Raw genomic sequence first — 20,021 nt, 5'->3', positions numbered from 1 at the left:
TATCTTCTTTTGGTTTATCATTCCACGGATGGCTATCCACATATCCAGCCTGTCCACACGTTCATGCACAGGCGTCTCTTCTTTTTGGTTGTATAATTGTCCACATATCCCGATATTCACATAGTTATGAACAGTTTGTCTGAAACCCAGAGTTTGTGCCGAAACACTTTCTTGAATTAGAAAATGATCCAGTACAACAATCCTGCCAGCGCCCCGGTAATCGGAATCGTAATAAACCACGTAATAATGATACGTCCAGCAAGTCCCCATTTAACGGCTGAGAAACGTTTCGCGGAACCAACACCCAGAATGGCAGATGTGATTGCGTGCGTTGTACTCACCGGCAGGTGGAGCAACGTTGCTGTGAAAATAACGGATGCAGCTGACAGATCCGCGGCAAAACCGTTAATCGGTTCAATTTTGAAAATTTTGGTTCCCATCGTTTTGATGATTTTCCAACCACCAATGGAAGTACCAAGCGCCATCGCTGTTGCCGCAGAGATTTTAACCCACAACGGAACATCCAGATGATCCTGTACGCCTGCTGCGACCAAAGCAAAAGTAATGATCCCCATTGCCTTCTGCGCATCATTGGTACCGTGCGTAAATGCCTGAAGTGCTGCTGTGAAAATCTGTACCGTACGGAAACCTTTGTTCACGTTATGCGGACTGCGTTTGGCAAAAATATATTTGAGAATGGTCATGACCACATAACCGATGGCAAATGCGATCAGAGGTGATAATAACAACCCTCCGACGATGTCAATAAATCCACTCCATTTGACTTTATCAGCCCCTGCGCCAACAAGTACAGCACCAGCAAGAGCACCAATCAGTGCATGCGAGGATGAAGAAGGAATTCCGAACCACCATGTAACGAGATTCCAGATAATCGCGGCGATCAAGGTGACTATGACGACCTCAATCCCGTTATCCAGCTTGGTGGGGTCTGTTACACTCCCCCCAATCGTCTTCGCTACTCCAGTAAACATCATGGCACCGACAAAGTTCATCACGGCAGCCATAAGGATTGCCCGGCGCGGAGTCAGTGCCCGTGTCGAGACCGAAGTTGCGATGGCATTCGCCGTATCGTGAAATCCGTTGATGAAGTCAAACGCCAGTGCAAGGAAGACGACTATACCCAATACCCAAATCGTTGTTTCCATTATTCTCTGGCTCCTTAAGAATTACGCATGATGATGGATTCGAGCACATTCGCTACGTGTTCACAAGCATCCGTTGTCGTCTCAAGACGTTCGTAAATTTCCTTGCGTTTGATCAGTTCAATCGGATCAGGCACAGTAGCGAAAAGGTTCTTGATACAGTTGCGCAGCACTTCGTCGCCCTGGTTTTCCAGATCGTTCAGACGAATCGTGTACTCGCGGATCGCCAGCAACTTTTTCTGAGACAGCAAATGAATGGCCTTCTGAATTTCGTAAGCCGATTGGCGCAAAATTTCAGCGAATTGAACGATATATTCGTCCGGGTCAGTCAGTTGGTACATATAGAAACGGGAAGCCGTTGCTTCGAGTCCGTCCAATACGTCATCAAGTGTCGTTGTCAGTTCCATAATATCATCGCGTTCGATCGGCGTGATAAATGTCTTGTTGAGCTCTGTAATGATGGTATGAACATAATCATCACACTGGGACTCGTACTTCTTCATTTCATTGGCAAAAAGAGTCACATCCTGAAGGTTGGAAACATGTTGGGAGAAATAATCAGCCGCTTGCACGACCGTATCTGCCATGTTCTCTAGTGTCTCAAAAAATATATCCTTCTTCTTCTTAAGCTTCATAGCTCTATCCCCTTTACGAGAAATTGCCGATAACCGATGAAACATGAAATGACAACCTTTGATATCTTATCATAAATGTTTCACGGTTTGTACATAAGGCATGATCCTTTTTTATATTCTTATCACATAAATCTGAAATGAATCTTAATTATTTGGAATGGCTGGAAAAATGATGATGAAATTTTACACTGCGTTTACATTTCTCTTCATATTGGATTAATTTTCAATTTCGACATGCCCTGCAAAGTCAGGCTGATTCGGTACGATACTGATGAAAGTCTTGCCAGGAACAAGAGCAACTTCGGTCCCATTTTGTACAAATCGAATAATATCACCTGGCTTTTTGACCCACTGTCCTCGAATCATCTTGCCTTTTTGAAACAGCATGGCTTCACCGCCCTGCTCCAAATTAACGGAAAGTCTGCCCACATTATCGAGTACCTTGTGATCCGCACCCGCTACAATAATATTTGCCGCTCCAATGGGACTGCCATTATCCAGATCCTGATCTGCCTTTCCGTTCACCAATCTCATATATCGTCCGCTAACTTCATCATAATCATACGTGACCCGGTAACTCTCCAATAAATAATGAATATCGAACTGCTTGGCCAACTCTCCGGCGGACGTGGAACCTTCTTCGTTATACGTATATATAGGGGACTTAAAGTCGTGACTATAGCCTTTGGTATCCGCGCCTTCTCTCAGCTTGTCCGCCGACGTATATAGATTGTGCGGTGCTTTACGATCCGAGGAACGCCAGAAATAAGGGCCGCTATTCGATATCTCATCCATATGCTGTTTCTGCTGCTTTTGTAAAATGGAATAGGCATCCGGGCTGCCACCCGCATGTACCAATACACCATCGTAACTCTCACCAAGCTCGATCAGATACGGACGGATACTGCGCACGGGTCCGACCGTTTCTGCCCCTCCTTCACTTTGGAATATGGCAATAAAACGGGTAATGCCTCCCTCAGCGAGCACTTCGATAATAATATCTGCCGCGCTTAGACCGGATTGAGGCCGCGCTGCAGGAGCATTGTTAATCATGACTGCCAGTGGGCGACGCATAATTGCTTCATCAACAGGCAGACCCGTAAGTGGTGCTGTGTAGAGCGAAGTGGCAGGTTCTTCTGTCTCTTGTTCTTCCTGTATCGGTGTAGGAACGGACTCCGGCTTTGGAATCTGCACCATCTCCTTATTCTGACAAGCGACCAGACTCAGGGCCAGAATAAGCAGCGACGCCGCTGACGTCGTTTTGTTCCATTTCAATTGCTTCAATATATGTACCTCCTGAACGATATGGCTGAAATCTAGGCTGTAGTTGCTCTTATGTAAGTGACCATTTCACGTATTTCTTTCCATTTAATCACACACAGCACCATTTGTCTTCGATAAGGAGAGCATTTTCTACCCTTCATTTTACGTTTGAAACTTGAGGCAGACTGAAAAATATGTCCTAAATGTGAACTTCTCAAACCTTACTTAAAATTTGAACTAGATTGTGATAATAATCACAAACAGAATGACTTTTGAACTATACAATAAAGACATCAAAGGTGATCACTTAGAAAAACAAAAAAACAACACACACTAAATTCCATGAAGGAGTGGTTTATATGTTCAGCTTCAACCAATGGCTTAGAGAAAACAAAGTGGCAATGTGGATTTTGACAGTACTTCGGGTGTATATCGGTTACGACTGGATGACGCACGGATGGGGCAAATTAACAGGTGGATTCCAAGCTGGCGGATTCCTTGCAGGCGCTGTAGGAAAAGCAACGGGTGAAAACCCAACCGTTCAAGCTTGGTGGGGAACATTCCTTGAGAACTTCGCGGTACCAAATGCAGGACTGTTCGACTTCATCATCCCACTGGGTGAATTCCTTGTAGGTTTGGGTCTCATTCTTGGATGCTTCACAACACTGGCAGCACTGATGGCGATGGTCATGAACTTCGCGTTCCTCTTCTCGGGAACAGTAAGCACGAATGCTCAGTTAGTCCTGATGGAAATCTTCCTTGTAGTCGCCGGTGCAAATGCTGGTAAAATCGGTTTGGATCGTTGGGTAATGCCTTACCTTCGCGGATTGTTCACTCGCAACAAAGGCAGTCAGCCGAAAGACACACCAACGATAAACCATACGCACAAAACAGCCTAACGTTAAATAGACTTTTCCGGTCCTGCTCCCTCCCCCCTGGAGAGCAGGATTTTTTCTTGTTTTTTTATATATGCTTGTATATCCTCTGACTTGCCCATCGACAGAAACACGTATTATGATGAACATATCGATTGACTACAATTAAAGGAGTACATGACATGCCAACCCAGCGCCGTCTTGAGACCGATGCCGACTTCCAGGAAGCGATGGAAATGAAGCATAAAGTCCGTGTTTTCAAAGATAATCACCAGATTGATTCCGGTGGCGTCATTATCCGTTTTGACAGCAATACCGTTGTGGTTCAGTCCAGTGTAAGTGAACTGGCATATCACTCGCGTACAGCATGTGAGCTTTTTGAGATTCGCAAGTGATTATTCTAAATTGCAGTCTGCTCAAGTTATAGAAAAAGGTTCCTGAGGCCCATTACGCTGGCCGCAGAAACCTTTTTTGGTTCAGCTCATTCATAACCTAAGTCTGGCTGGTCGATGAACTAGGTGTATTTACAAAATAAAACTCAAAGACTTGTTCACATCCTCTTGTCTGTTCCAAGTTATACGCCGTCACCAAACTGCCAGCAGTTTAAACTGAGCGTACCGTAAGGATACGACTGGAATAGACGTTTTGCAGATCGTGACATATCAGCCGTACCCATGGCATAGAACAAAGGCGCAATGTGCTCCGTCCCATAAGATGGAACCGCCGTGCGGGCATGGGGCGCTTTTTTGTCATATTGAAACAGCTCTCTCGTATTCCACTGTTCAAGCCGCTCGCCAATCCAGTTATCGAATTCCACTGCCCAGTCTTGGGGTTCGTCATTGCTGCCAAGCATGCGCAAGTTATGAACCGTTCCGCCGCTGCCAATGATCAGCACATTATCATGACGCAGCTGCTCCAGCATCCGTCCAATATCATACTGTTCCTGCGGGGAACGCAGCGAATCGACAGATACCGCAATAACAGGAATATTGGCTTCTCGATACATGTGTAACAGCGGTACCCATACCCCGTGATCCAATCCCCGGCCTCGAACCGGTTGATGCGGAAGATTACTACGGGTGAACAGCGCGCAGATCTCATTCGCAAGGTCTGGCTGACCAGGCGCAGGGTAATTCATTGTATACATATTAGAGGGAAATCCGTAAAAATCATGCAAGGTCTGATGTGTATCATCCATTGTCACGGACGGTTCGGGACGATCCCAATGCGCCGTAAATACAACAATGGCTTTCGGAGCCGGCAGCCTGTCTCCAAGCTGGTTCAAAAAGTGAGTGTAGTCATTGCTCTCCACCGCCAGAGCGGGAGAACCATGCGCAATGAATAGTGCGGGTAATGTCATTGCTGCCAACCTCCAGACACGGATAGGATGCTTACCCTTCTATTTTACCCCGAAGAAGGCGCTTTTCCAAGCTAACATCCCAATCAGATGCAATCTGGACGCGCATGTTGCCTTATGGACTAATCCATGTTGGATATAGAATGTTCCATCCCAACGATAAAGGTTGATATTTAACCCCTCTTAGATCATCCAGTGCTGCCAATCCTGTTCGATCTTCTGACGTTCTCCCAGCCATTCTCTCGTACGCGTAATCAGCTGTTCACGCTCTTTGCCGGAAGAGAAGGTATGATCGCCCTGGAAAATAATCTCCTTGTCGCAGCGGCCTTCCTGGCGCATCCAGAATACCTTTTGATACAGGAATGCGTAATCGACAGGAATGATCTCATCCGACGTGCCGTGCACCACCAGAACATCCCCATTAAATTTAACGGCTTCCTGGAACGGCTGATGTTCAGCCAGTGATTCAAAAAATGCTGGTGTAAACTTGTAGCCGAGATAATCAGCCGACCCCAGTTTCACCCCTTCATCGTACACATCACGTCCCGTAATTTTCACAATATCATTGAACGGGTATCCAACAGATGACCACATAACGAGATTCTTGACCCGTTTGTCCCGAACAGCAGTCAGCAGAGCAACAGCTCCACCCAGACTATGACCGATCAGCGTTACACGGGTTGGATCTACATCACTGCAGTTTACCGCATAGTCCAGCACAGAACGTGTTTGAATAATCATGGATTCAAGTCCTTCAGCTCCGTACTCACCGCTGCTCTCCCCGCAGCCAATGTAATCGAAGCGCAGCACCAAATACCCATCTTCGGCCAGCTCACGGGCGGTCTTCACAAACAAACGATCTACACCGATCCGACTTCCTACGAATCCATGGCAGATGACAGCAAGAGGTACACGCTGTTGGTGATTTCCCTCCTTGATGTCTTTGACGACCGGATAATGAATCGTGGCTGTTAATTCTTCCTGCCCATGACGAATACTGATCTGACGCTCCATGCCCATTTCCCCTTTCCATTCTTCCCTGCTCATGTTCATTTTGTTAATTATATATAAATCCGATAAGTTTAATGTGTATTAAGGATGATATTAGTATATTATCATCCTGTGAACCTCAAGTCAACGTGAGGAAATGTCCATTTCCAGACGTACCTTGTCTACATTTTATCGACAATTTCGCAAAAAAAATGAGCCACGCTGACAACAGCTGACTCGAGTCATTCCTATTACTTGAAGCCACTACTCATAACTGCGACGGAACATCTCATGGGTCTCCACTCGACCCTGCCATTCATGTTCATGAAACGGATTCGAGCTCCCCCAGAAGCTCCCTGATTGAAAGGTTCCTTCTGAATACTCTTCTGCATACTCCGCATCCTCCAACGTCTCCTCCATTGGCACAACCTCATCCGTTACTCCACGGGAGTTGCTGTTTAGCAGCAGCTTCCTTGTTAATTGTTCTGTTTGTTGATCCATCCCTGCCACACTCCAATCCCTGGTTTCTGTTGGAAATGCTACTATTGTGGTGGAATCGGCTGTACTTTATTCATTCTTCACACAATCGTTAGAACTGGATGAGCACTTACGCATATTAACGTCGAACCACGGAGAAACTAAGCCATATATCATAGCCAACATTTGCCTCCGATTCCTTCTGGCGAAAGGGTTGAATTCATGGAACACATCTTGGAATGGATTCGTAGTCACGGAAAACTGGTGCTGCTATGCACATGTATCATTCTGGCCTGCGCAGAGCTGTGGTCGAATCGTAAACAGTTGTTTTATAAGGAATGACTTTGCGAAACGAGAGCCCTTCCCGTATACTAAAATACCGTCAGGGTCTCCAGATTCACCGGGGATCAGAACGTGTGTAGACAGGGGGAGCAATCATTGGGGATTTCCTATAAGAAGTTGAAAGAAATACAGAATCGGCAAATGACCGAAATGAGTAAAATGACACCGGAACATGTAAAACTGTTTGACCAGATCAGCACCATTGCGCGTCAATCACCTGCAGATGAGAGAACACAGGAAGAATGGATTCTCTCGGCTGGGAGAGCCATCGTACAAGCTCAGCGTGACGGCAAGCCTGCTCGTGAGTTATATGGAACTGATCTGGAACAACATATCTATTCACAACTAGGAGTAGCAGGCAATAATCCGGCTGCAACTGCTGGTGAATCAAATATGGACTCATCCAGAGCTTCAAGTACGGCCGTACGGGGCTCCGGAAGCAAATCCAATGAACGCAGCACGTCAGCCAAGAATACAGCAGCAGTTGAAGCCGAACCTGCGGAGACTAAGGGTCAAGTTAAACGGACACCCAAATGGTACTTCATGATCTCCTGGGCAGCTTTGTCTTTTGTCATGCTGATTCAAGGTGCGGTTGGGCTATTTATTGGCTGGACGGATGGAGATACGGAACCATTTAGCCATATCAGTCTGTTCTCCCTGATCGTTGCAGCGGTTGGGGGTATTGCACTGGTTGAAATGCTTCGCCGCCTTGCTGAGCGTCCAGATGATCAGGGAGCAGACAAGACTGCCAGGCCACAGGTCAATCTTCGGGGAATCGTCATCTATATCGTTATCGTTGTGCTTGTTTTATTCGTAGGATATCCGCTGCGCGACAGCCTTCCCGTATTTACGCTGGCTCCGTGGATAAGTCTCGTAATCGGGATTGTGGGATTGGCTACGTTGAGACCACTATTCGGACAAAAGAAAGCATAACAATGTTGGTGCCCTTTGTGGGCAGCAGCATTGGGTATATCCCCGTTATGTGGTGTGTGAAGATGAAGTACGAGTGAAGTACGACAATTCGGTGATGAAATAGAATATCGAGTGTCAAAAAAGGGGCCCTAATGGCCCCCAACCAGCTGTTGAGAAATTCTCGACAGCTATTTTTATTTTCAGACCGTTCAGGTAAAATTTCATAATGCTTTTTATCTATCAGAGGTAAAGGCGATCACTTACCACACCTTATAAGTAACCTTATATTACGGCCAGTAGCTCGTTTAAAACTGATCCCATCTTGCGAACGGAATGGACTTATCATACTTCATACAGACGATCCACAGGCCCCGTAGAGTCTCTCTCCATTTTGATCTGAATGCGATGCTTGATCTCCTTGCCCGGGGTCTCTCCGAATTCTCGCTTATATATGCGGATAAAGTAGTTCGCTTCCATACCAACCGTCTCCGCAGCCTCTCTTACACTTGCGCGTGGGTGTTTGTCCAACCATTCGGACGCCTTCTGCAAACGCAATCGCTGCATGTACTGATGCCCCGTTATCCCATGCCTCTGGTGAAATAATCGGTTCAGGTGCTGCACCGAATAACCAACGGCTTCAGCGACATGCTTCAACAGCAGATCATCCTGGTAGTGTGTATGCATCAGCGACACTGCTCGAGTGAATGCTTCATTTGCCGATTCCGACTCGCGCTCAGAACGTGTTAACGACCTACTCCTTGCTTCTCGCTCTTCAGTCTCATCATGAAGCGGGAATATGCACTGTGAAATATCCAGAATAAGCTGATAGATGATTGTTGAATTGTTCCACATTTCACTCATCCCATCGTCCAGCGAGTGCCAGATGTCCGTCACTCGTGACCAGAACTGTTCAAATTCAGACAAACGCCGTGGCCCCATTGGCAGCAGTCCCGCCGACCGAAGCACCACCCCCGCCGCCTCTCCACCAATGCCAATATATCCAAGCTCCCCGTGTGTTTTAGAATGCGGAATATACTCATGGGCCACCCCCGGTTGGATCACGAACAGTTCACCTGCCGATACTGTCCATGCTCCTTCACCTGGAACCTTAAATTCTCCCTTGCCGCTGCGTAACAAAAAAAGCTGATACACCGGAAATCCATCCGGTCTGAACTGAACTTTCTCTTCTTGTGTCCCCACACAATACAGATACAGAGGCAACCGGGAATCCGGCAGGCCGGTTAAGCGAAATGCAAGCATCCCATCAGTCCTTTCGGATCATGCTCTTCTTTCTCCTATTATCCATCGGTTTACCCACTTGCAGCAATGGCCAAAGGAACCTTTTTGGTGACAGGATTTTATAGTGCAGTATATTTGATTCAAACGAAATGCCTTTTATCAAAATATGCAAAAGAAAAACTCCCTTTCTCATTCGGAAAGGGAGCCTTTTCAATTCAATTTATTATTTAATTTTGATTTTAGGTCTGTGGAGATGCAGTACCAGATTGATTCGAATTGGAAGATCCAGTATTTGTGTCTGTCGTTGGAGATGAATCTGGAGCTGAAGATACAGGCGCATCCAACTTAACTGTAGCCGAAGGGCCATAAAGCGAACTTGTATACAAGGAATTATCACTAGATACTGACAGGATATATAATTTATATTCTGCTCCAATTTCAATTGCCTTCCCGTTAGAATCCACCGTATCTTTGTTCAAGTTCATTTCTCCTGCTGACACTTGTTTAAAACTATTATTCTGGGTTGCCTGAGCCACATCGAAGCCATCTTGGGCTCTAACTACGAAAAGGCGATATTGAGATATTCCTCTTTCGTCTGTCGCTTTATTGATAGTTACCTTGAATCCCGCATCCGTTGTCGTGCTAGCATTCTCAATTTTAGTAATGGTCGCGGTTTGGACAGGTACGGCTTGTGCAATAATATTAAATTCATCGGAAGCTGCGGACAGATTGGAAGCACGTGAACTGCTGTCCGATACGGATAACACAAAGACCCGATATTTCTGCCCTATAACAAGTGACTTATTATTAATATCCCGGTGACCATTATTCAAAACGACAGGATTTGAAGCATCATTTTTGTTGATATCAACATTATAAGAAATTCCAAGTGCAGAAGAAACACTAAAACCACTCACTTGATTAGCTGGTACTATAAAAGCTTTGTAACCCGAAATCCCATTTTCGCTAGATGCCTTGTTGAAGCTTATAGATACATCCGAAGCATCTCCCGCTTGCCCTTGTTTTTTCACAGTTACATTTACATTGCTCACTGCGGCTACAGCCGTATTGGAGGCTAATGTAATTACTCCCGAGCCTGAAGACAATGCATTGGCAAGAGAGCCATTGTTATTCACCGCCATGACATACACACGATAGCCCACACCATTCACGATCGCACTGCCATCCACGGTTTTCTCATTTGTAAAATTAACAGTCTGGTTGTTTCCATTTTTGCTTACATACTTATAATTCGCACTGCTAACTGAGTTCGCAGATGTCAGATTAAAGCTCGTATTTGTCGATTTCACCACAAACACCCGATAGTGACTCACATTCGTCTCATCTGTCGAACGATTGAATGTCACACGCAGATCACTACCATTGCCGTTATCCCCAATATCCGTTGCCACCACATTGCTCGGTGCAGTCACAGCTGCATTGGCAGTCAGCGTAATCTGTGAAGAATAAGATGATAGAGCATTCTGGCTGGAGTTCCCGCTTGTGCTTACCGACAGGACAAACACGCGATAGTTATTGTTATTGGAAACTGTGTAACCGTTAGTATCCACCATATTGCTAGGAAGAGTAAAGGACTGATTTCCACCCGTCTTGTTCACCTGATAATAATTGTTCGATGCGTTAGCCGCGCTCAGTGTAAAGCTGCCTGCATAGGCGGAACGAACCACATATACCCGATAGGCAGAAACGTTGGATTCATCCGAAGCTCTGGTAAACGAAACCCGAAGATCGCGGCCGTCGCCATTGTCACTCACATCAGCCACACCGATGTTGCTTGCAACTCCAGCATTACTATTCGTTGCCAGTCTCAGCAGCGTTGACGAGGAAGACAGCGCATTGGTATATCCATTCTGCTGGTTGCCTACAGCCATAACGTAGATCCGATAATCCTGTAAATTCGTTACGTTATAACCACTTGTGTCCTTCATGGAGGATGGCAGTGTTGTTGTAATATTGTTGCCTGTTTTGTTCACGTTATAGTACAAGCTGGAAGACAGATTGCTTGCCGTAGTCAGATTAAAGCTGCTGGATACCGAGTTCCGCACTACGAAAATTCGATAATTAGCAACTTTGGATTCATCGGATGAACGGTTGAAGCTCACCTGAATGTCACGACCGTCTCCATAATCCGAATTGTCTTTCACTTGCGTGATGACTGGCGCTGTTGCTGTGTTTACGCCCAGCGTAAGTGAAGATGATACTGTGGACAGTTTATTGTCTGCTGTTGCCGCATTGGAGCTCACAGATACAATATACACGACATAGGATGTGCCGTTTTTGATCAATTCCCCGGATGTATCACGTGTCGAGGAACTTAACTGGGTTTTGACCGCTGTGCTGTTGCCTTTATAAATAATGGTTGAATTAGAACTGGACACATTATTTGCCGTAGTCAGATTGAATGAAGAAGCGTCTTTCGCCTTAACTACAAAAGCACGGTAATACGTAATATTTGATGTTGTACTAGGCTGTGTGAAGTTAATTTCCATGTCACGTCCATCGCCATAGTCACTGATATCTGCGATCTTCAGACCTGTGACAGGCTGCACCGTTGTTTTCACATTGTTTAATTTCAAGGACTGGGAAGACCACGCCAGCAGATTTTTGTAGCTGTTGTTGCTGTTCCCCATTGTAAGTACGTACAGACGATAGGTTTCACTTGTGTTTAACAAATCCCCGTTCACGTCGCGTGTCTGAGAATTCAGCGTCAATCTTGGATCAGTGCCATTTGGAGAAATGGCTGTGTAATTACCGGATGGCACGACTGATGCCGAAGACTCATTAAAGCTGTTTACATCACGGGTTTTCACCAGCATCACACGATACTGGGATACAGCTTTTTCGGACGTCGGGCGTGTGAAGCTTACAGTCAGATCACGACCATCCCCATTACTTCCGGATACTGAACCGTAAATGTTCCATGCTGCATATTTCGTCTCATCTACAGGAGGTGTGGACGTTGTTTTGATATCTACCCGCTGATTGCGGGAATTCCAGAATACTTTCTCCCCAAAAGCTTCACTGACAAAACGAATTGGAACCATTGTGTTTCCCTTGATGGTATTTGCAGGTACATCTAGCGCTACCGCTTCGCCGTTGATGTAAGCCGTTTTGGAACCCAGGGTCAGCGAGACTTCTTGGTCACCCCGGCTAGCCTTAATGGTTTTGGTTCTGTTGGTGTACTCTACAGTGGCATCCAATCCTTCAAAGATGGAGCGCAAAGGAACCAGTACACGTCCACCTTTCATGACAGGTGCCTGTGCGGACGAGAGCTCCGCATCATTGATATATATACTAATTCTCGCAGCTGCATCCATAACCGACGTTGGTAGTGCAGACATCAACATAGCCGATACGGCCAGTGCTGACATCACCTTTTTCACTTGACGTCCTCCCGCTTTCTTCATATCCAATATCCCCATTCTCTTCATTATTTAAGTTAAAATGTGATCTTTTTTGAATTTCAATTTATTCCTGTAATTTCCTGTGCACATCTAAGACGTATGATCATCAGTAAAAGTTTCCAATCCCACAAAAAATATTTTCGCAGAAATGTCCTTATACGATCTACCCTCCAAAGGTTAAAAATAACAGAAGAATTTGTCATTATTCCGCAACAACATCCTTTCCAATTTCGTTTAATGTATAGTGAATAACAACCTACTATCTTTAAAACTACGGGAGGTTCACACAGATGACATCATCGTATTTATCTGGCCAACGCAAAGGGGCTCGACTCTTCATCACAGTCCTTACCATAGCTGCAATCTTTACAGGAACTGCAGTTACACCTGGACTCGCTGCTGCCGCTCCTTCAAGCCCCGATACCAAAGTAACCACCAGCAGTTCAACCGCCATATATAAAACATTTCAGTCCATGCTCAAAAAAAAGAACGGCTTGCCCGCCGCTGACACCTATCTGGAGTCCAATATCAAAAAAGTAACAACGCATCATGCTACCCTGATGGTGCTTCAATTGGAGAATGCACGTCTGAAGGCTCTAACCGCCATGACGGACCGTCTGCTCGTTCCTAACGTTCAGGCCAAGATGCTCAAGGTATACCAAATGAATGACAGCTTCACCAAACTCATGGAGCGTACTAAGGACTCTAATGTGCGTGCACTGTTAAAAGAAGCCCGTGACAGCGGCTATCGCCTCGTCATGCTCGAAGGCTCCCTCTATCCCATTATGAATTATGCGGCACTCGTGAAATATACCTCTGAGATTACAGAGGATATCTCAAGCTACATCAGTATCATGACAAAGGAAACGAAAAACTTGCCTGCGGATGACGGAGCTCTGGTCATTGGTTACCAGGAAATTCTCCTTCGAGCACTCAGCCAGGAAAGATTCCTGGAGCTTTATCCGAAATCGAATCGGGCCAAGCAGGTGCAGGATTTGTTGAACAGTTATACCCTGTATACCTTTTATGGGCTGAACAACACACCGCTGTTTGATTATGATACGAACAAAATGGTTGCGAACGCCCAAAGAGGCTACAACGGCGTCTTGCAGCGTCTTGCATCCGTCGATAGTGAATTCCTCACCAAGCTGGATGCCTTTATGGATGTGGTTAAGGAAGCGAAATATGAGAAAACAGCTGCTGTGGAGAAATGGCTGGAACAGAATGTTCCGACCAAGGCTGATACCGGCTATTAAATAATTCATGATATTAATCACCTAATGCACATAAAGAACGCAAAAGAAGACCGACACAGGATCGCTCCCATGTCGGTCTTCTTTTTGATTCTATCGTTGAATTGGCTTGACCATATGGTTATACTCATGTCCAGCAATGACAATCACTTCATCCTTGATATAGCCCTGCCGTTCGTACAGCATCAAGGCCCGGCCATTGTCACGTTCAACAATGAGGGACACCTGTGAGTGTCCCAGTTCCCTGCCCTGCTGCTCAAAAGCAGCCATCAATGCCTTGCCGATCCCCTGCCCCTGATACGCTTCGCTTACGGAGAGAGTATCCAGATAATACTCCCCGGGACGGGTTTCTTTGACCAACGTATATTTCTCATCTGTACTCCGACCAGGCCGATCCAGAATTGGCTGATCCAAACGATCTGCTTCACCGCCATCATATGCCACCAGTATTCCAGCGACCTGTTCGTTCTGCTCCATTACCGTTATATTGCGATAACTGATCCGATTGTCTTCCTGCACGTAAAATTGCTGCAGTATCTGCATCGCTTTCTCATGCACCCCTTCACCCGCCAGAGAATAAGCAATATCACCAATCGCCTGATAAAGCAGAGGGATGACTTGTGCCGCATCTTCTATGCGAGCAGGTCTCAACAGAGGCTGCGCCTCACTACGGTCCGACTTCACATTGGAATAATTCATCAGATTAACATGTTGAACAGATTGAGATTTTTGTTCAGCTCGGTATACGCGAGACCTTTACGATTCATACGTTCAATCAGCGGCTGGTAATCTTCCTTGTACATCAACTCGATGCCCACCAAGGCAGGTCCATTTTCCTTATCATGCTTCTTCGTATATTCAAAACGGGCAATGTCGTCATTGGGTCCCAGTACTTCCACAAGGAATTCACGCAAAGCTCCCGCACGCTGTGGGAAATTGACCATGAAATAATATTTCAGACCTTCATAAATCAGCGAACGTTCCTTGATTTCCTGCATCCGATCGATATCATTGTTGCCGCCGCTGATTACACAGACAACCGTCTTGCCCGCAATTTGTTCGCGATACTGCTCGAGTGCAGCAACCGCCAATGAACCAGCAGGCTCCACAACAATCGCATTTTCATTATAGAGCTCCAAAATGGTGGTGCAGGCTTTGCCTTCAGGCACCTTCACAATGTCATCCAACGTGCCACTACAGATGTCGAAGGTCAGGTCACCAACACGTTTCACCGCTGCACCATCCACGAATTTATCAATATTATCCAACGTGACAACCTGCTTGCGGAACATGGCCTCACTCATGGAAGCCGCACCAAGTGGTTCTACGCCAATAATGCGGGTTTCCGGGCTAACCGTCTTCATATAGGTTCCAACGCCAGCAGCCAGACCGCCACCACCGATTGTGACAAATACATAATCCGCTTTTTCATCCAGACTCTCCATAATCTCCATCGCTACCGTACCATTACCCGCAATGATCTTCGGCTGGTCGAACGGATGGATAAACGTCATGCCCTGTTCATTACACGCACGCATAGCTTCTTCATAAGCATCGTCATACGTATCACCTGTCAGCACAACTTCAACATTATCTCCACCAAATCGACGTACCTGTTTCACCTTCTGGTTTGGAGTTGTGCTCGGCATGAAGATCTTACCGTGGATGCTAAGCGCGTTACAGGAAAAAGCAACGCCCTGCGCATGGTTGCCCGCGCTCGCACAGACAATGCCTTTCTCCAGTTCAGCTGGAGTCAGACTACGAATCATGTTGTAAGCTCCGCGAATTTTAAACGAACGTACTACCTGCAGGTCTTCCCGTTTAAGATACACATTACAGTTATATTTGGCCGACAATACAGCATCCCGCTGCAAAGGCGTTCTTACAATGACTTCACGCAGCACATGATGTGCGCGCACGATATCTTCCATGCCAACACCGGTACGGCCGGGATTGGCAGTTCCCGTTGGTTCTTGTTCCACTGGTTTCATCTCTTATCCACACTCCGCTTATCTTGGTTGGCAATGCAAGCATTGCTTTTTCTTTTTATTGTATCACTTTTATTCAGTTCTTGCGCCTGAGCTCGAACCATTTACCATTCGCAATATTTCATCAACAATGACCTGTGGATCTGTAAACATGACCATATGGCTGGATTGATCAGCTCCAATCCATTTTGCATTCGTTAAAGTACTCACAGTCCGGTGGTGTGCCTCGATAATAGCAGGTCTTATTTTACGTTCTCCCATGCCTGTTTTCGTACCTGAGATGATGCTGACCTCTAAATCACCAAGATCGAGAGGAGTAACCAGCAAGGAAGCCAAGTCAGTCAGAAAAGGTTTCGACTCCGCAACCATTGTCCTGGCCGCCTGTACAGTGAAATCTTCTGCACGGTGATCGCTGACAACATCGTCAGGCTGTACACTTCCAGGTCTGCTGCCAACTAATCTGTACAATCCTGTACGTGCCATGAGTGGAATTAGGAGACTATTCAAGGCAAAATTGAATTTGGCTGCTTTGGAAAAGTACAATTGGCAATGCTCGTCTGAAGGATCAACCAGGATGATTCCCCTTAATCGTGACAGGTTCGAGGCCGCAGCTGCTCGTACAATGGGGCCTCCCCAGCTGTGCCCTACCAATATAAACGGACCAGGCCCCAATGCAGTCAGCAGATCGTCAAGGTCTTCTGCTATTCTACGGAGATTGCGCGCAGACGAATCGACTTCACTTCGTCCTGTCCCCGACCTGTCGTACACGACGGCGCATGCATGTTTAGCAACAGCCGGTGCTACCAGCCCCCAAGTCGATCGTGAGAAGCCCATACCGGACTCAAATACAACGGTCAGATCACCTGTTCCTCTGGACATATAATGTAGTTTGCGACCATCCCGAGTCTGAATAAATGCACTTGAACCAAAAGAATGTGAGCTATGGTTAGGCTTCATCTTCCCCTCCTGATTACACGCATAGTCATAACAAACCGAATCTAATTGAAAATGATTATCAATTACTTGATTATAGATTATTCCATACTTTAGGACAAGGCATATTGACATAAGCAAAGCACACTGGCCCTTCATTTTTCTTCGCTGACATCAAAGCTTCAATTTAAGAAATAACACCAAAATCTCGATCGATTCAGGGACCGAGCTGTTAAACTATCTCCACAGAGTTGTCTAACAGTTCAGTTATTACATTAAATTTAATAATTCGGCCCACTCATGCTTTAGCTCATTTTCTACACGTTCTCTTAGCCTCTAAAATTCCACAACGGTTGCTGCAACAACTTTGTTCAGCTCAACTGAACATCAAATTCTTGCCCTATCCACATGCCAGACTTTTAAGTCCACCATATGATCATTCATTTTACTAGGTCTTTAAGACCAACAAAATCATTGTCATACCATGACTAAAGTAATATAATTACAATGAAATCATAAATTTACTTAAGGAGGAAGAATTTGTGAAGAAAAAGTTGATTATCGCTTTATCAAGTTTTACACTTCTAGGAGGTATGGCTATCGGGGCTGGGGCTGCGCCTATCTTGGAGAAAATTACTGCCAACCTTAACTGGGGAATTAACTACAGCATTTCAGGTAAAACATGGAGTCCAGTAGATCAGAATGGTAAGAAACTAGCAGCAATTACATATAACAATACGACATATCTACCAGTTCGATCTGTAGGGGAAGCACTTGGGGTAGCCGTAGATTATAACAACAGTAATCAAACCCTTTCGCTTGGTGAAAAATCAGATACAACACCTATTACTTCCGAGAAAATTGAAGTGAGACATGATTCCTATGTAACAAAAGATAAACAATTTACAGTGCAACAAGAAAAAGATTATGAGTCAGGAGTAGTTATTAAAGAAATTTTTATAGGTCAAGAATTCACTTTAGTCCCTGAAGGGAAATATCAAACGATAGAACTTTCTGTATTTCCCGTTAAAATGAATAATACCGTTAGTCTAAAAGCATTCGGCGGAGATACTCTTCTTAAAGAATTCGAAATAAATGCTTCTAGCGGAAAACAAACGGCTTCGTTTGATATCGGAGGAGTTAAAAAACTTAAATTCACAGCTGATTTACCAAATATAGGTTATGATTCACAGTCTGTTTTTGTAACTGGTAGCTACAAATAAATCATCAATGTACATCTAAGTTTGTATTGACTATAGCAATTAAACAAAAAGAACACCATTACCTGTAAAGGTAACGGTGTTCTTTTGCTATGATTAAGTATTACCTCTGCCCAACCAGTCACTTCGACTTAGCCTGAGTCTTAAACCACGCCGCAGCAGATTCCGCCTCGGTACGGGACAACTGATGCCCCTGACGCTCCCAGTGCATGTGCACGGCTGCGCCTGCTCCACTAAGCAGTGAAGCGAGTTCATCCGTTTCTCGTTTCGGCACAATTGGATCGTTCTCTCCTGCTCCGATAAATACAGGCAGCCCTTTCAGTTCTGGCAGTTCCAAACCGCGGAGCGGTACCATCGGATGGTGAAGAATCGCCCCTTTAAATACGTCAGGCTGATGGAAAATCAGACTTGCTGCGATATTTGCTCCGTTGGAGTAGCCCAGTGCGAAGACATTGGTACGATCAAAGCCATACTGAACAGCAGCTGCATCCACAAAAGAACCCAATTCCGCTGTCCGTGCAATGAGATCCTCTTCGTCAAACACCCCTTCCGCCAAACGGCGGAAGAAACGGAGCATTCCATTTTCGGATACGTTACCACGCACACCCAGAATACCTGCTCCTGGGGCGATCATTTCGGCCAGACCTACCAGATCGTTCTCCGTTCCACCTGTCCCGTGCAGCAACAAAAAGGTGGGTGCATCTGGCTGAGAACCTGCTTTATAAATATGTTTCATTGTATTGATAGTACTCATGATTTGGACTCTCCTTTCCATTCACGTACTTGAATAGGTGGCAGCAACTGTTCAATCTGCTCACGTTGTGGTTCATACCATTCAGGCAGCATCAGCTTTTGGCCCATGCTGTCCTGTGGTTCATCCCGTGCAAAACCTGGAGGATCAGTCGCCAATTCAAACAGTATACCTCCCGGTTCCCGGAAATACACAGCGTTAAAGTACTGACGGTCAATGACCGGCGTTGGATGATATCCCGCATTTTGAAGCTCCTGCTGCATTTGTTCGTGCTCGACATAATCTTTTGCACGCCATGCGATATGGTGAACCGTACCTGCTCCGCCAATTCCTCGCTGGATTCCAGTCGATTGAATGTCGATCAGTTGCCCGATATCACCACTCGCCTGCAGACGAATGATCCCATCCTCTTCTCCTACCTGCTCCAGACCGAGCATCGTTGTCAGCACATCCGTTGTTTTGTCAGGTACATGGCTGAATAATACAGCTCCACCAAAACCTTTAATGGCATGTTCCGACGGTACACCGTTGAATGACCACTGGCTTGGCTGACCTCCTTCACGCTCGACCAATTCGAGCAAGAGACCGCCTTTATCGAAGAAGCGAATGTACTGCTCGCCAAATCTTATTTTATTTTCAAATGGAATATCGAAGGATGTCAGACGTTCTTTCCAGAATGGCAGACTACCCACCGGAATCGCATATACGGTTACCCCCGTTTGTCCTGCGCCGATGACACCTCTTCTGGCATTCTGCTGAGGGAAGAAGGTGATGATGGTGCCAGGTGCGCCATCCTCATTGCCATAATACAGATGGTACACATCCGGTGCATCAAAGTTAATCGTTTTTTTCACCAGTCTCAGTGCCAATACACCTGCGTAAAAATCAACATTTTTCTGTGCATCATCTACAAAAGCCGTAACGTGATGGATTCCTGAAGTTCTGAACATAATCTCCACTCCCTTGGTTTTATTTAGTTCATTGTTATATTTAGCAGTTTGTTATGCTTCGCTTTTTGTTATTTATCTTTAAATCAAGATTCTTTAAATTTATATTAATCCATTGGGACTAAATAAGCAAGCTTTTGTTTTAAAGTTAAGATATATCTAGGCTTTAACCTGCTGAATGCCGCTTGAGTATACTGAGATGGGCAAAAAACAGGCCCCGATCACTCGGAAACCTGTCTTCCTTGAATCTT

Annotated in this window: 18 protein-coding genes; 5 read left to right on the top strand and 13 right to left on the bottom strand. The window is 45.6% G+C overall.

Annotated elements, in window-relative coordinates:
• Positions 1 to 176: 176 nt before the first annotated feature.
• The 3 genes from RS891_RS03965 to RS891_RS03955 form a co-directional block, all read right to left on the bottom strand.
• A complete protein-coding gene (locus RS891_RS03965) occupies positions 177 to 1,166 on the bottom strand; it encodes an inorganic phosphate transporter (RefSeq protein WP_110001756.1) in 990 nt (329 codons plus the stop codon).
• A gap of 14 nt (positions 1,167 to 1,180) precedes the next feature.
• Positions 1,181 to 1,798, bottom strand: a complete 618-nt coding sequence (locus tag RS891_RS03960; protein ID WP_062327047.1) for a DUF47 domain-containing protein — start codon at positions 1,796 to 1,798, stop codon at positions 1,181 to 1,183.
• A 216-nt stretch (positions 1,799 to 2,014) separates the two neighbouring features.
• The gene (locus RS891_RS03955) at positions 2,015 to 3,082 is read right to left on the bottom strand and encodes a DUF3048 domain-containing protein (RefSeq protein ID WP_113055595.1); all 1,068 of its coding nucleotides are present in this window, start codon (positions 3,080 to 3,082) and stop codon (positions 2,015 to 2,017) included.
• 338 nt (positions 3,083 to 3,420) lie between these two features.
• On the opposite strand from RS891_RS03955, the gene RS891_RS03950 reads away from it, so the two are divergent.
• Complete coding sequence (locus tag RS891_RS03950) at positions 3,421 to 3,960, top strand: DoxX family protein (protein WP_113055594.1); 540 nt, start codon at positions 3,421 to 3,423, stop codon at positions 3,958 to 3,960.
• 158 nt (positions 3,961 to 4,118) lie between these two features.
• Positions 4,119 to 4,331, top strand: coding sequence for a hypothetical protein (locus RS891_RS03945; RefSeq protein WP_076291601.1), 213 nt, complete (start codon positions 4,119 to 4,121; stop codon positions 4,329 to 4,331).
• A gap of 179 nt (positions 4,332 to 4,510) precedes the next feature.
• Here RS891_RS03945 and RS891_RS03940 read toward each other — a convergent pair whose 3' ends face one another.
• The 3 genes from RS891_RS03940 to RS891_RS03930 all read right to left on the bottom strand — a co-directional run bounded on the left by RS891_RS03940 (position 4,511) and on the right by RS891_RS03930 (position 6,784).
• Positions 4,511 to 5,296 (bottom strand): DODA-type extradiol aromatic ring-opening family dioxygenase, encoded by a 786-nt coding sequence (locus RS891_RS03940; protein ID WP_315794487.1) that lies wholly within the window; start codon positions 5,294 to 5,296, stop codon positions 4,511 to 4,513.
• 180 nt (positions 5,297 to 5,476) lie between these two features.
• Positions 5,477 to 6,307, bottom strand: coding sequence for an alpha/beta hydrolase (locus RS891_RS03935; RefSeq protein ID WP_315794486.1), 831 nt, complete (start codon positions 6,305 to 6,307; stop codon positions 5,477 to 5,479).
• 240 nt (positions 6,308 to 6,547) lie between these two features.
• Complete coding sequence (locus tag RS891_RS03930; RefSeq protein WP_315794485.1) at positions 6,548 to 6,784, bottom strand: hypothetical protein; 237 nt, start codon at positions 6,782 to 6,784, stop codon at positions 6,548 to 6,550.
• Positions 6,785 to 7,198: 414 nt separating this feature from the next.
• Here RS891_RS03930 and RS891_RS03925 point away from each other — a divergent pair, with 414 nt between their 5' ends.
• A complete protein-coding gene (locus tag RS891_RS03925) occupies positions 7,199 to 8,035 on the top strand; it encodes a hypothetical protein (protein WP_315794484.1) in 837 nt (278 codons plus the stop codon).
• A 321-nt stretch (positions 8,036 to 8,356) separates the two neighbouring features.
• Here the strand turns inward: RS891_RS03925 and RS891_RS03920 are convergent, their stop codons facing one another.
• Together RS891_RS03920 and RS891_RS03915 are read right to left on the bottom strand one after the other, a co-directional pair.
• A complete protein-coding gene (locus RS891_RS03920; RefSeq protein ID WP_315794483.1) occupies positions 8,357 to 9,274 on the bottom strand; it encodes an AraC family transcriptional regulator in 918 nt (305 codons plus the stop codon).
• 218 nt (positions 9,275 to 9,492) lie between these two features.
• Positions 9,493 to 12,681, bottom strand: a complete 3,189-nt coding sequence (locus RS891_RS03915; protein ID WP_315794482.1) for a copper amine oxidase N-terminal domain-containing protein — start codon at positions 12,679 to 12,681, stop codon at positions 9,493 to 9,495.
• A 287-nt stretch (positions 12,682 to 12,968) separates the two neighbouring features.
• On the opposite strand from RS891_RS03915, the gene RS891_RS03910 reads away from it, so the two are divergent.
• On the top strand, positions 12,969 to 13,934 hold the full coding sequence (locus RS891_RS03910; RefSeq protein ID WP_315794481.1) for a hypothetical protein: 966 nt from the start codon (positions 12,969 to 12,971) through the stop codon (positions 13,932 to 13,934).
• Positions 13,935 to 14,024: 90 nt separating this feature from the next.
• Here the strand turns inward: RS891_RS03910 and RS891_RS03905 are convergent, their stop codons facing one another.
• From RS891_RS03905 to RS891_RS03895, 3 genes are all read right to left on the bottom strand, one after another.
• On the bottom strand, positions 14,025 to 14,630 hold the full coding sequence (locus tag RS891_RS03905) for a GNAT family N-acetyltransferase (protein ID WP_113055587.1): 606 nt from the start codon (positions 14,628 to 14,630) through the stop codon (positions 14,025 to 14,027).
• Positions 14,630 to 15,922 (bottom strand): threonine ammonia-lyase IlvA, encoded by a 1,293-nt coding sequence (gene ilvA / locus RS891_RS03900; RefSeq protein WP_315794480.1) that lies wholly within the window; start codon positions 15,920 to 15,922, stop codon positions 14,630 to 14,632. Before ilvA ends, RS891_RS03905 begins: the two co-directional genes overlap by 1 nt.
• Positions 15,923 to 15,991: 69 nt before the next feature.
• Positions 15,992 to 16,876, bottom strand: a complete 885-nt coding sequence (locus tag RS891_RS03895; protein ID WP_315794479.1) for an alpha/beta fold hydrolase — start codon at positions 16,874 to 16,876, stop codon at positions 15,992 to 15,994.
• 518 nt (positions 16,877 to 17,394) lie between these two features.
• On the opposite strand from RS891_RS03895, the gene RS891_RS03890 reads away from it, so the two are divergent.
• Positions 17,395 to 18,075, top strand: coding sequence for a stalk domain-containing protein (locus tag RS891_RS03890; RefSeq protein ID WP_315794478.1), 681 nt, complete (start codon positions 17,395 to 17,397; stop codon positions 18,073 to 18,075).
• Between the two features lie 118 nt (positions 18,076 to 18,193).
• On the opposite strand, the gene RS891_RS03885 is transcribed toward RS891_RS03890, so the two are convergent.
• Together RS891_RS03885 and RS891_RS03880 are read right to left on the bottom strand one after the other, a co-directional pair.
• Positions 18,194 to 18,808, bottom strand: coding sequence for an alpha/beta hydrolase (locus RS891_RS03885; protein WP_315796161.1), 615 nt, complete (start codon positions 18,806 to 18,808; stop codon positions 18,194 to 18,196).
• Between the two features lie 14 nt (positions 18,809 to 18,822).
• Positions 18,823 to 19,773, bottom strand: a complete 951-nt coding sequence (locus RS891_RS03880) for a ring-cleaving dioxygenase (RefSeq protein ID WP_397386889.1) — start codon at positions 19,771 to 19,773, stop codon at positions 18,823 to 18,825.
• Between the last annotated feature and the right edge of the window lie 248 nt (positions 19,774 to 20,021).

Source organism: Paenibacillus sp. BIC5C1 (assembly GCF_032399705.1).
Classification (GTDB): domain Bacteria; phylum Bacillota; class Bacilli; order Paenibacillales; family Paenibacillaceae; genus Paenibacillus; species Paenibacillus taichungensis_A.
This window is presented reverse-complemented; position numbering and strand designations above follow the sequence as displayed.

Excerpts from the sequence above, each read along its gene's own strand:
- RS891_RS03965 (WP_110001756.1), bottom strand. The coding sequence starts at position 1,166 with ATGGAAACAACGATTTGGGTATTGGGTATAGTCGTCTTCCTTGCACTG.
- RS891_RS03960 (WP_062327047.1), bottom strand. The coding sequence starts at position 1,798 with ATGAAGCTTAAGAAGAAGAAGGATATATTTTTTGAGACACTAGAGAAC.
- RS891_RS03950 (WP_113055594.1), top strand. The coding sequence starts at position 3,421 with ATGTTCAGCTTCAACCAATGGCTTAGAGAAAACAAAGTGGCAATGTGG.
- RS891_RS03945 (WP_076291601.1), top strand. The coding sequence starts at position 4,119 with ATGCCAACCCAGCGCCGTCTTGAGACCGATGCCGACTTCCAGGAAGCG.
- RS891_RS03940 (WP_315794487.1), bottom strand. The coding sequence starts at position 5,296 with ATGACATTACCCGCACTATTCATTGCGCATGGTTCTCCCGCTCTGGCG.
- RS891_RS03935 (WP_315794486.1), bottom strand. The coding sequence starts at position 6,307 with ATGGAGCGTCAGATCAGTATTCGTCATGGGCAGGAAGAATTAACAGCC.
- RS891_RS03930 (WP_315794485.1), bottom strand. The coding sequence starts at position 6,784 with ATGGATCAACAAACAGAACAATTAACAAGGAAGCTGCTGCTAAACAGC.
- RS891_RS03920 (WP_315794483.1), bottom strand. The coding sequence starts at position 9,274 with ATGCTTGCATTTCGCTTAACCGGCCTGCCGGATTCCCGGTTGCCTCTG.
- RS891_RS03915 (WP_315794482.1), bottom strand. The coding sequence starts at position 12,681 with ATGAAGAAAGCGGGAGGACGTCAAGTGAAAAAGGTGATGTCAGCACTG.
- RS891_RS03910 (WP_315794481.1), top strand. The coding sequence starts at position 12,969 with ATGACATCATCGTATTTATCTGGCCAACGCAAAGGGGCTCGACTCTTC.
- RS891_RS03905 (WP_113055587.1), bottom strand. The coding sequence starts at position 14,630 with ATGAATTATTCCAATGTGAAGTCGGACCGTAGTGAGGCGCAGCCTCTG.
- ilvA (WP_315794480.1), bottom strand. The coding sequence starts at position 15,922 with ATGAAACCAGTGGAACAAGAACCAACGGGAACTGCCAATCCCGGCCGT.
- RS891_RS03895 (WP_315794479.1), bottom strand. The coding sequence starts at position 16,876 with ATGAAGCCTAACCATAGCTCACATTCTTTTGGTTCAAGTGCATTTATT.
- RS891_RS03885 (WP_315796161.1), bottom strand. The coding sequence starts at position 18,808 with ATGAAACATATTTATAAAGCAGGTTCTCAGCCAGATGCACCCACCTTT.
- RS891_RS03880 (WP_397386889.1), bottom strand. The coding sequence starts at position 19,773 with ATGTTCAGAACTTCAGGAATCCATCACGTTACGGCTTTTGTAGATGAT.